This window comes from Elioraea sp. Yellowstone, from assembly GCF_006704265.1.
Taxonomy (GTDB): domain Bacteria; phylum Pseudomonadota; class Alphaproteobacteria; order Acetobacterales; family Acetobacteraceae; genus Elioraea.
On the sequence record NZ_VIKA01000114.1, the window covers coordinates 1 to 10,186 of the forward strand.

Below are 10,186 nucleotides of genomic sequence, written 5' to 3' on the forward strand. Positions count from 1 at the left end.
CGGTTGAGCCGCGCGACCAGGGCCCGGCGCGCGGCAGCGACCGCGATGCCGTGCCGCGCCATCGCATCCTCGAGCGCCTCGAGCCAGGCCGGATCGGCGCGGCCGGCGGCGAGCAGCCGGTTGCGCTCGGCGAGCGCGGTCTCGTAGGCGGCCACCTCGCGCGCATGCGCCGGCTCGATCGCCCAGACCAGGCGGTCGAGGAAGCGCCGCCGCGCCGATGCCCCGTCCTGGAACAGCCGGTCCATCTGCGGCGTGAGCCACACCGCGGCGACGCGCGCGGCGATCTCGGCCTGGCCGCGCGGAGCCGCGCCGTCCAGCAGGAAGCTGCGCCGGCCCGCCCCCGCCTCGGCGATCCCGGTGCCGAGCTCGAGCGGCCCCTCCGGCGTGGCGAAGCGCCCCGCCACCGCCCAGGTGCCGGCGACGCTGCCGTCGGCCTCGCGGCGCGCGAGCTCGGCCATCCGCGCGCCGCGCAGCCCGCGCCCGGGTGTCAGCAGGCTGATCGCCTCGAGCAGGTTGGTCTTGCCCGCCCCGTTCGGCCCGGCGAGCACCACGATGGGGGCGGTGAAGCGCGCGGCGAGGGCGGCGTAGGAGCGGAACCGCGTGAGCTGGAGACGCTCGAGCCGCAGGGGCGAGGCCGGAGGCATGCCGTCACGATGCCGGCGCGGCAGCACCTTCGCCGCCATCCGCTTGCGCTCCCGGAATTTGTTGTGTTATCGTAAGAAAATCCGGCCGAGAGGAGACGCGAGGATGAACGGCACTGCGACCATCGGGGCGGCGGCACCGCCGCTGGATGCGTTCGAGGTCTTCCCGTTCCGCGCCCGCCCGCAGGCGAGCTGGCACGACAGCCCGCGCCGCTTCGGCGCCAGGCGGGCGAACGGCCGCCTGCATGCCGGCTGCGATCTCTACGTCCCGCACGGCACCGAGATCCTCGCCGCGGCCGACGGCGTGATCACCCGCTTCGCCTTCTTCGCGCTGAACAGCACGCTGACGCAGAAGGTCTCGGCCATGGAGATCCTGCACGCGGGCGGCTGGATCGGCCGCTACTGCGAGATCGCCAACACGCTGCCGGCCGGGCTGAAGGCGGGAAGCGCGGTGAAGGCAGGCCAAGTGATCGCCTTCGTCGGCCCTCTGATGGACGTGCTCGACGTGCCGAGCGACATGCTGCATTTCGAGATGTACGCGGGCACGGCGAGCGGATCGCTGAGCGATTTCGGCCGCCCGCCCTTCATGCGGCGCAAGGATCTGATCGATCCGACGCCCTATCTCGACGCGGCCGCGGCGCGGCTCGGCACGACCTGACGGCAGGAGCGCTAGACCCGCATCGGCATCAGCACATAGACCGCGCTCGCATCGCCCTCGGCACGGATCAGCGTGGGCGCGGTGTGGTCGTGGAAGCTGAACTCGACGCGCGTCGCGTCGCCGATCGTGTCGGTGATGTCGCGCAGGTAGCGCGCCTGGAAGCCGATCTCGATCGGGGTCGCGTCGTATTCGAGGCGGTCGCGCTCGATCTCCTCCTCGGCTCGGCCCTGGTCGGGGCTCGCCGCCGAGAGCGTCAGCCCGTCCTTGGCGATCGCGAGCTTCACCGGGCGCGAGCGTTCGGACGAGATCGCGGCGACGCGGTCCACCGCCTCGGCGAAGTCCTTCTTGGCGATGCGCAGCGTCTTGTCGTTGTCGCGCGGGATCACCCGCTCGTAGTCGGGGAAGGTGCCGTCGATCAGCTTGCTGGTCAGCGTGACGGTGCCGAGCTCGAAACGGATGCGCGTCTCGGAGAGCGCGATCCGCACCTCGTCCTGACCGGGCACGTCGTCGAGCAGCTTGCGCAGCTCGAACACGGTCTTGCGCGGCACGATCACGCCCGGCATGCCGGAGGCCCCCTCGGGCAGGGGCTCCTCGACGCGGGCGAGGCGGTGACCGTCGGTCGCGACCGCGCGCAGCACGGGGGCGCCCTCGCTCACGGTGGCATGCAGGTAGATGCCGTTCAGGTAGTAGCGCGTCTCCTCGGTCGAGATCGCGAACTTGGTGCGGTCGATCAGGTCGCGCAGCGTGCCGGCGCGCAGGCTGAAGCGGTGCGGCAGGGTGCCGTCCTGGATCGCCGGGAAGTCCTCGACCGGCAGGCAGTTGAGGCTGGTGGCGTAGCGGCCGGAGCGGAGCGCCAGCGGCGCGTCGCCGCCCGGATGGTCGAGCTCGACCGTCGCGCCCTCGGGCAGCTTGCGCACGATCTCGTAGAGGGTCGCGGCCGGGGCGGTGGCGGCGCCGTTGCGGCCGATCTCGGCCGGCACCTGCTCGACCGCGGCGATCTCCATGTCGGTGGCGGCCAGCGTCAGCGCCCCGTCCTTCGCGCGGATCAGCACGTTCGCCAGGATCGGGATGGTGTTGCGCTTCTCGACCACGTTCTGGACGTGCGCCAGCGCCTTCATCAGCGTCGAGCGATCGACCTTGAGCTTCATGACCACCCCAGACGAAACGCGGCCGCGAACCGGCCGGCACGGACCCCCGCGACTCGGGCCGGCGACTATAGCAACCGCGAAAGGGGCGGTTAAGCGCGGCCGTGCGCCGCGGCCCCGCCTGCCGCCCGGCTCAGCTCTCGAGCATCCTCCGCAGGAGCTCGACGTCCTCGGCGAGGGCGGGGTCCTTCTGCATCAGCTCGGCCACCCGGGCGCAGGCATGCATGACCGTGGTGTGGTCGCGGTTGCCGAACTTGCGGCCGATCTCGGGCAGGGAGCGGCTGGTGAGCTGCTTGGCGAGGAACATCGCGATCTGGCGCGGCCGCGCGACCGCCCGCGCCCGCCTGGCCGAGGACATGTCGGTGAGGCGGATGCTGAAATGCTCGGCCACCCGCTTCTGGATCTCCTCGATGGTGACGCGCCGGTCATGCGCGCGCAGGAGGTCGTGCAGCACCTCCTGGGTGCTTTCGAGGGTGATCGGCCGGCCGACCAGCTGCGCATGTGCCACCACCCGGTTGAGCGCGCCCTCGAGGTCGCGCACGTTCGTGGTGATCTTGTGCGCCATGAACTCCATCACCTTCTGCGGCACGGTCACACCCTGCAGTGCGGCCTTGGCCTGCAGGATGCCGATCCGCAGCTCGTAGGTGGTGGCGTGGATGTCGGCGACCGTGCCGCAGCCGAGGCGGGTGCGCAGCCGCTCCTCGATCCCCGAGAGGTCGGAGGGCGACTTGTCGGCGGAGACGACGATCTGCCGTCCGGCATCGACCAGCGCGTTGAAGGTGTGGAAGAACTCCTCCTGCGTGCTGTCCTTGCCGATCAGGAATTGAAGATCGTCGATCATCAGCACGTCGACGCCGCGCAGCGTCTCCTTGAACTCGACGCCGCTGTGGCTGCGGATCGCGGCGATGAAGCGGTACATGAACTTCTCGGCCGACATGTAGACGACCGAGCGCGCCGTCTGCCGCTCGCGGATCGCCCAGGCGATCGCATGCATGAGATGCGTCTTGCCGAGGCCGACGCCGCCGTAGAGGAAGAGCGGATTGAGATTGAAGCCCGCCACCGGTCCGCCCTCGGCGACGCGGCGCGCGCAGGCATAGGCGAACTCGTTCGGCTTGCCGACCACGAAGCTGCCGAAGGTGAAGCGCGGATCGAGCGGACCGGCGAGCTCCGCGCGCGGGTCGCTCCGGCCGGCTTCGAGGCGCGCGGTCTCGGACCCGGGTGCGGCGACGATCGGCGCGGGGACCGCCACCGGCTCCGCGAGGCCGGTCTGCGGTGCGCCGATGCGCAGCTCCACCCTGCGGATCCGCCCGTTCTCGGCCGCCCAGAGGGCGCGCAGCCGGTCACCGTAATGCGCGCGCACCCAGTCGCGCAGGAAGCGGGTCGGCAGGACGATCGTCACCTCGTCCTCGGACGCATCGGCCAGCGTCATCTGCTTGAGCCAGGTACGGTACTCGACCTCGCCCACCTCCTCGCGCAGACGTCCGCGCACGCGTGCCCATTGTCCCCCGATCTCCCCGTCGATCCGCGACACGAGCAGTTCGCCTCTTTCCACGGTTCCAATCCGCGCGATGAACTCGATGAGGATGCGGCGGCCCGCCTGCCCGCGGGCTGGCCCGGCCCCGCCATCGCAAGCGGACGTTTTTAGAGAAACCGACGGGGTGGATGCAAATGATTATTTGCGGTGATGTTACGTTTCAAAGACAAGCGCTAAGTTGTTGTTCACCGTTACTTGGACATGTGCGTGAGTGTGAAGGCCGCCTCGCGGCTTCCCGTGCCGGAAGCTAGACCGCGCGCCCGCGTGCGGCAACGGGGGCGAAACGCGAACCGCGCGCGAGACGCGCGCGGAGACACGTCGATCTTCAGCCCTGCGCGCCGATCGCCTTGATGCGCTTGCTGAGCCGCGAAAGTTTGCGCGCCACCGCATTGCGGTGGACCAGGCCTTTGGTCGATGCGCGCATCAGTTCCGGAGTGAGCGCACGCAGGGCCGCACGCGCATCCTCCTGCGCGCCGCCGACGATCGCCTGCTCGACCTTCTTGGCGAAGGTGCGAAGCCGCGAACGCGCGGCCTTGTTGCGCGCCGTGCGCTTCGCGATCTGCCGGATCCGCTTCTTTGCCGAAGCCGTGTTGGCCATGGGTCGTCCGATCTCAAAGGGAAGCGCCGTCGCGAGGAGCGCCCGCGACGGAAGGCGCGCTTCCTACACGCCAGCCCGACCCTCGTCAAGGCGACGGCCGCGCGTTCAGCGATGTGCGAAGGCCGCCTTCCGCTTCTCGGCGAAGGCCGCCATCCCCTCCTTCTGGTCGGCCAGCGCGAAGCAGGACTGGAAGAGCCGCCGCTCGAACCGCACGCCCTCCGCGAGCGTCGTCTCGAAGGCGCGGTTGACGGCCTCCTTCGCCATCGCCACCGCGGGTCGCGACAGCGAAGCGATGCGTTCGGCGACCTTCACCGCCTCGTCCACAAGTTCTGCGGCCGGCACGATCCGCGAGACGAGTCCCGCCCGCTCCGCCTCCTCGGCGTCCATCATGCGGCCAGTGAGAATCATCTCCATCGCCTTCGACTTGCCCACCGCACGCGTCAGCCGCTGCGTGCCGCCGGCCCCGGGAATGACGCCGAGGTTGATCTCCGGCTGGCCGAACTTCGCCGTCTCGGCGGCGAGGATGACATCGCACATCATCGCAAGCTCGCAACCGCCGCCCAGCGCGAACCCCGCAACCGCGGCGATCACCGGCTTGCGGATGCCGAGCACCGTCTCCCAGCGATTGCCGATGAAGTCGTCGTTCACGACGTCGATGAAGCTCTTGTCCTTCATCTCCTTGATGTCGGCGCCGGCGGCGAAGGCCTTCTCGCTGCCCGTCAGCACGATCGCCCCCACGGCATCGTCCGCGTCGAACGCGCGCAGCGCCGCGCCGAGCTCCGTCATGAGCTGATCGCACAGCGCATTCAGCGCCTTGGGGCGGTTGAGCGTGATCAGGCCCACCGCGCCGCGCGTCTCGACCAGGATCATCTCGTAGGCCATCCCTCACCCTCCTCGGCGGATGCTGCGTCGCGGCAAGCCGTACTCAACGCTGGGTGCGAGGGCAATAGAAGGTGCTGCGCGCGCCCTGCACCTCCACCTTGATGCCGCGGCACTTCGACGGGCCGGGACAGCGCTCGCAGGGCTCGCCGGCTCGCCCGTACACCTTCCACGCATGCTGGAAGTAGCCGAGCTCGCCGTTCGCCTGGCGCCAGTCGCGCAAGGACGACCCGCCCGCCGCGATCGCCTCCGCGAGCGTGGCCTTGATCGCCGCGACCAGCCGCTCCGCACGCGCGCCGGTGACCGTATGCGCGGAACGCCTGGGCGAGATGCCGGCGCGGAACAGCGCCTCGCACACGTAGATGTTGCCGAGCCCCGCCACCGTCGCCTGGTCCATCAGCGCCGCCTTGATCGACGTGCGCCGCCCCTTCAGCGCCGCCGACAGCACCGCCGGCGTGAACGCGCAGTCGAGCGGCTCAGGGCCGAGCCGGGCGAGCCGCGGATGCGCCGCCTCCCTGTCGGTGTCGAGCAGGTCGAGACCGCCGAAGCGGCGCGGATCGACGAAGCCCACGCGCCAGCCGGACCCGGTCTCGATCACGACATGCTCGTGCGCCACCGGCTCGACCCGCTCGCCGGGCGCCGCAAGCCGCACCCGTCCCGACATGCCGAGATGCCAGAGCAGCGTCCGCCCGCCCTCGATGCGCATCAGGATGTACTTGCCCCGACGCGCGAACCCCAGCACCCGCCTGCCGACCAGCGCCTGGCCGAACCCCGGCGGCAGCGTCCAGCGCAGATCCGCCCGGTTCACCGCCACCCGCGCGATGCGCTCGCCCTCGAGCCGCGCGGCAAGCCCGCGCATCACCGTCTCGACCTCGGGCAGCTCCGGCATCCCCGCTCCCTCGCCTTGGCCAGCCGGGGACGCTAATCTCCGCGCCGATGACCGACAATGCCACCACACATTTCGGCTTCCGCACCGTGCCGACCGGGGCCAAGAAGGGTCTGGTGCGCGCGGTGTTCGACTCCGTCGCGCCGCGCTACGATCTGATGAACGACCTGATGTCGTTCGGCATCCACCGGGTCTGGAAGCGCATCCTCGTCACCACGCTCGGGCCACGGCCGGCGATGCGGCTGCTCGATCTCGCCGGCGGCACCGGCGACATCGCCTTCGCCGCGCTCGAACGCGGCTGCGGCCACGTCGTGCTCTCCGACATCAACCCCGCCATGCTGCGCATCGCCGAGGAACGCGGCGTGGAGCGGGGCCTGATCGGGCGGATGGAGATCCTCTGCGCGGATGCCGAACGCCTGCCGCTGCCCGATGACCGATTCGATGCCGTCACCATCGCCTTCGGGCTGCGCAACTGCACCGACATCGACGCCGTGCTGCGCGAGGCACGCCGCGTGCTCAGGCCGGGCGGGCGGTTCCTGTGCCTGGAATTCTCGCGCGTGACCGTCGCCGCGCTGGCGCCGGTGTACGACGCCTACTCGTTCAAGGTGCTGCCGTTCCTCGGCCGCACCGTCGCCAGGGATGAGGAGGCGTACCGCTACCTCGCCGAGAGCATCCGCCGGTTCCCGCCGCAGCCGGAACTCGCAGACCGCATGACAGCTGCGGGGCTCGAACGCGTGACGTGGCGCGACCTCTCCGGCGGCATCGCCGCCATCCACTCCGGGTGGAAGATCTGACGCCGGGAAGGGCCCGCAAGGCCCTTTCCCCCAGACGCCCTATCCCATGAACCGCAAGCTGCTCCTCATCATCTCCGGCTCCATCGCCGCCTACAAGGCGCTGGAACTCGCGCGCCTCGCCCGCAGGGACGGCTTCGCCGTCACCGGGCTGCTCACCGATGCGGGCGCGCGTTTCGTCACGCCGCACGCGCTCGCCGCGATCACCGGAAGCCGCGTGTTCGGCGACCTCTGGTCGCTCGAGGACGAAACCCACAGCGGCCACATCCGTCTCGCACGCGAGCACGACCTCGTCGTGGTCGCCCCCGCCTCCGCCGACCTGATCGCCAAGGTGGCGCTCGGGCTGGCCGACGACCTCGCCTCCACGGTGCTGCTCGCCACCACGCGGCCGATCCTGCTCGCCCCGGCGATGAACCCGACCATGTGGGCGCATCCCGCGACGCAGGCGCACATCGCCACGCTGCGCGGCCGCGGCGTCACCATCGTCGGCCCGGCGGAGGGTGAGATGGCCGAACCCGAGTCCGGCCCCGGCCGCCTGGTCGAGCCGCCCGAACTGCTCGCCGCCATCCGTGCCGCCCTCGCCGCCGGCCCGCTCGCCGGCCGGCATGCGCTCGTCACCTCGGGCCCGACCCGCGAGGCGATCGACCCGGTGCGCTACATCGCCAACCGCTCCTCCGGCCGCCAGGGCCACGCGATCGCCGCCGCGCTCGCGGCCCTCGGCGCGCGCGTCACGCTCGTCTCGGGCCCGGTGCATCTGCCCGACCCGCCCGGCGTCAGCATGCGCCGCGTCGAGAGCGCGCGCGACATGCTCGCCGCCTGCCAGGCGGCGCTGCCCGCCGACATCGCCGTCTGCGCCGCCGCGGTGGCCGACTGGCGGCCCGCCACCGGCCAGGGACGGAAGATCAAGAAGGTGCCTGGCGAGGCACCATCGCCCCTCGCGCTCGCCGAGAATCCGGACATCCTCGCGACGCTTGCCAGGCCCGGACCACAACGGCCTGCGCTTGTCGTCGGTTTCGCTGCCGAGACCAACGACGTGATCGCGCATGCCCAGGCGAAGCGCGTGCGCAAGGGCTGCGACTGGATCGTCGCGAACGACGTGTCGGGTGACGTCATGGGCGGGCGCGAGAACGCGGTGCACATCGTCACCGCCCAGGGGGTGGAGGACTGGCCGCGCATGGCGAAGGAGGAGGTGGCGCGTCGCCTGGCGGCTCGGATCGCCGAGGTGTTCGCGTGACGGTGCGGGTCGTGGTGACGCGCCTGCCGCATGGCGCCGGCCTGCCCTTGCCGGCCTATGCGACCGCGCATGCGGCCGGAATGGATCTGCTCGCCGCCGTCACCGCACCGGTGACGCTGCTGCCTGGCGCGCGCGCGCTGATCCCGACCGGGATCGCGATCGCCCTGCCGCCCGGCTACGAGGCGCAGGTGCGCGCGCGTTCGGGCCTCGCCCTGAAGCATGGCATCTGCCTTGCCAACGGCATCGGCACGATCGATGCCGACTATCGCGGCGAGGTGGGCGTGATCCTGCTGAACGCCGGCGAGACGCCGTTCACGGTCGAACGCGGCATGCGCATCGCGCAGATGGTGATCGCGCGCCACGAGGTGGCGGAGTGGGACGAGCGCGCCTCGCTCGACGAGACCGGGCGCGGCGCCGGCGGCTTCGGCAGCACCGGCGCCTGAGGCCCGATCGCGGCCGCGCTACTCGGGCTGCACGCCCGCCGCGCGCAGGATCGCCGTGTAGCGCTCGATGCCCTCGCGGACCAGGGCCATCACCTGGTCGGACGTCTCGAACCCCGCGCGCGGCGCCACCCCGGCCAGTTCATGGAGCTTCGCCGCGTTCTGCTGGATCGCGCCGCGGAACGCCGCCCCGAGCGCGGCCAGCGCGGCCGGCGGCGTCCCGGCAGGCGCCAGGATGGGGAAGAACTCCTCGAAGATCACCCCGGGCAGGCCGGCTTCCGGCGCGCTCGGCACGTCCGGCAGCGCCGGGCTGCGCTGTTCGGCGAGCACGGCGAGCGCGCGCAGCCCGCCGCCGCGGATCTGTCCGATCGAGGAGGCCATGGTCGGCGTGCCCACCTCGGCCTCGCCGGCCACCAGGGCCGCCACGCCCGGGCCGCCGCCGCGGTAGTGCACCAGCTCGACCTGCACCTTGGTGACGGCGCGGAACAGCTCGCCGGCGATGTGCACGCCGCTGCCCGGGCCAGCCGAGGCCAGGTTGTAGCGCCCGGGATTCGCCCCGAGCAGCGCGACGAGATCCCGCGCCGTGCGCACCGGCAGCTGGGGATTGACGACGAGCACGTGCGGCGAGAAGCCGGCTACCGCCACACCGGCAAAGTCGTTCAGCGGGTGGTAGGGCACGCGGGCGACGATCGCCGGCACGGCGGCATGGGCGCTGTTGATGAGCACGGTGTGGCCATCCGGCGCCGCGCGGGCGACATGCTCGGCGCCGATCACGCTGCCCGCGCCGGCGCGGTTCTCCACCACGATCGGCTGGCCGAGCGCCTGGCCCACCGCATCCGCGAGAATCCGCGCGACGATGTCGTTCGAGCCGCTCGGTGCGAACGGCACGATCAGCCGGACCGGTCGGGTCGGCCGCCATGCTTGGCCGGTCTGCGCTCGGAGAAGGGAGGGCGCGAGGCCGGCGGCGAGGGCAAGGCCGAGGGTCTGGCGGCGGCTGGGCATCGGTGGACATCTCCCTATCGCTTGGCCGCGCGTCGTCTTCGGTGGGATCGCGCGCGGCGCGTTCATCGCCACGATACCGCGATCCGGCACGAACGCCAGACGGGACCGCGCCCGCCCTTGCGCGCTCGCTCCGTCCCGGGGCCCCCGCCGCCCCATTCTCGACGGGAGGCGGCCGCGCCGCACACGGCCCTTGCCGCCGACGCCGCATCCCGTCACAGCGGCCAGCGCGGGCGCGGCGCCACGGCCAGGTCCGCGCCCGGATCGCCCGCCCGGCGGCGCTCGATCGCCGCCCAGGCCACCATCACGGCGTTGTCCGTGCTCATCAACAGCGCCCATGCCGCCGTGCCGGCGATCGTCGCCCGCGTGCCCTACCACCCG

General features: G+C 71.8%; 11 protein-coding genes. 4 read left to right on the top strand and 7 right to left on the bottom strand.

Translation table 11 applies throughout. The annotated features are described in order from the left end of the window. Positions 1 to 683, bottom strand: a 683-nt coding sequence (locus tag FK498_RS14100) for an AAA family ATPase (RefSeq protein ID WP_237560951.1), incomplete at its 3' end; no start/stop codon positions are given. A gap of 64 nt (positions 684 to 747) precedes the next feature. Between FK498_RS14100 and FK498_RS14105 the strand changes: the two genes are divergently transcribed. After that, positions 748 to 1,299 carry a M23 family metallopeptidase gene (locus tag FK498_RS14105; protein ID WP_161988421.1) on the top strand — a complete coding sequence of 184 codons (552 nt, stop codon included), beginning with the start codon at positions 748 to 750 and terminating at the stop codon, positions 1,297 to 1,299. Positions 1,300 to 1,310: 11 nt separating this feature from the next. Here FK498_RS14105 and dnaN read toward each other — a convergent pair whose 3' ends face one another. The 5 genes from dnaN to mutM all read right to left on the bottom strand — a co-directional run bounded on the left by dnaN (position 1,311) and on the right by mutM (position 6,344). Next, a complete protein-coding gene (dnaN, locus tag FK498_RS14110) occupies positions 1,311 to 2,447 on the bottom strand; it encodes a DNA polymerase III subunit beta (RefSeq protein WP_141855601.1) in 1,137 nt (378 codons plus the stop codon). 130 nt (positions 2,448 to 2,577) lie between these two features. Continuing rightward, on the bottom strand, positions 2,578 to 3,981 hold the full coding sequence (dnaA, locus tag FK498_RS14115; protein WP_141855618.1) for a chromosomal replication initiator protein DnaA: 1,404 nt from the start codon (positions 3,979 to 3,981) through the stop codon (positions 2,578 to 2,580). 322 nt (positions 3,982 to 4,303) lie between these two features. Then, positions 4,304 to 4,576: a 30S ribosomal protein S20 gene (gene rpsT / locus FK498_RS14120; protein WP_141855603.1), complete on the bottom strand. Its 273-nt coding sequence runs from the start codon at positions 4,574 to 4,576 to the stop codon at positions 4,304 to 4,306. 105 nt (positions 4,577 to 4,681) lie between these two features. After that, positions 4,682 to 5,458 (bottom strand): enoyl-CoA hydratase, encoded by a 777-nt coding sequence (locus FK498_RS14125; RefSeq protein ID WP_141855605.1) that lies wholly within the window; start codon positions 5,456 to 5,458, stop codon positions 4,682 to 4,684. A 43-nt stretch (positions 5,459 to 5,501) separates the two neighbouring features. Beyond that, on the bottom strand, positions 5,502 to 6,344 hold the full coding sequence (gene mutM / locus FK498_RS14130) for a bifunctional DNA-formamidopyrimidine glycosylase/DNA-(apurinic or apyrimidinic site) lyase (protein ID WP_141855607.1): 843 nt from the start codon (positions 6,342 to 6,344) through the stop codon (positions 5,502 to 5,504). Between the two features lie 47 nt (positions 6,345 to 6,391). Here mutM and FK498_RS14135 point away from each other — a divergent pair, with 47 nt between their 5' ends. From FK498_RS14135 to dut, 3 genes are read left to right on the top strand one after another with little or no spacing between them, the layout of a single operon-like run. Continuing rightward, positions 6,392 to 7,135, top strand: a complete 744-nt coding sequence (locus FK498_RS14135) for a class I SAM-dependent methyltransferase (RefSeq protein WP_141855609.1) — start codon at positions 6,392 to 6,394, stop codon at positions 7,133 to 7,135. 46 nt (positions 7,136 to 7,181) lie between these two features. Continuing rightward, on the top strand, positions 7,182 to 8,366 hold the full coding sequence (gene coaBC, locus FK498_RS14140) for a bifunctional phosphopantothenoylcysteine decarboxylase/phosphopantothenate--cysteine ligase CoaBC (protein ID WP_141855611.1): 1,185 nt from the start codon (positions 7,182 to 7,184) through the stop codon (positions 8,364 to 8,366). Next, positions 8,363 to 8,809 (top strand): dUTP diphosphatase, encoded by a 447-nt coding sequence (gene dut / locus FK498_RS14145; RefSeq protein WP_141855613.1) that lies wholly within the window; start codon positions 8,363 to 8,365, stop codon positions 8,807 to 8,809. The genes coaBC and dut overlap by 4 nt, the downstream gene beginning before the upstream one ends. Before the next feature lie 18 nt (positions 8,810 to 8,827). Here the strand turns inward: dut and FK498_RS14150 are convergent, their stop codons facing one another. After that, the gene (locus FK498_RS14150) at positions 8,828 to 9,808 is read right to left on the bottom strand and encodes a tripartite tricarboxylate transporter substrate binding protein (RefSeq protein ID WP_161988422.1); all 981 of its coding nucleotides are present in this window, start codon (positions 9,806 to 9,808) and stop codon (positions 8,828 to 8,830) included. Positions 9,809 to 10,186 lie beyond the last annotated feature (378 nt).

Excerpts from the sequence above, each read along its gene's own strand:
- FK498_RS14105 (WP_161988421.1), top strand. The coding sequence starts at position 748 with ATGAACGGCACTGCGACCATCGGGGCGGCGGCACCGCCGCTGGATGCG.
- dnaN (WP_141855601.1), bottom strand. The coding sequence starts at position 2,447 with ATGAAGCTCAAGGTCGATCGCTCGACGCTGATGAAGGCGCTGGCGCAC.
- rpsT (WP_141855603.1), bottom strand. The coding sequence starts at position 4,576 with ATGGCCAACACGGCTTCGGCAAAGAAGCGGATCCGGCAGATCGCGAAG.
- FK498_RS14125 (WP_141855605.1), bottom strand. The coding sequence starts at position 5,458 with ATGGCCTACGAGATGATCCTGGTCGAGACGCGCGGCGCGGTGGGCCTG.
- mutM (WP_141855607.1), bottom strand. The coding sequence starts at position 6,344 with ATGCCGGAGCTGCCCGAGGTCGAGACGGTGATGCGCGGGCTTGCCGCG.
- FK498_RS14135 (WP_141855609.1), top strand. The coding sequence starts at position 6,392 with ATGACCGACAATGCCACCACACATTTCGGCTTCCGCACCGTGCCGACC.
- coaBC (WP_141855611.1), top strand. The coding sequence starts at position 7,182 with ATGAACCGCAAGCTGCTCCTCATCATCTCCGGCTCCATCGCCGCCTAC.
- FK498_RS14150 (WP_161988422.1), bottom strand. The coding sequence starts at position 9,808 with ATGCCCAGCCGCCGCCAGACCCTCGGCCTTGCCCTCGCCGCCGGCCTC.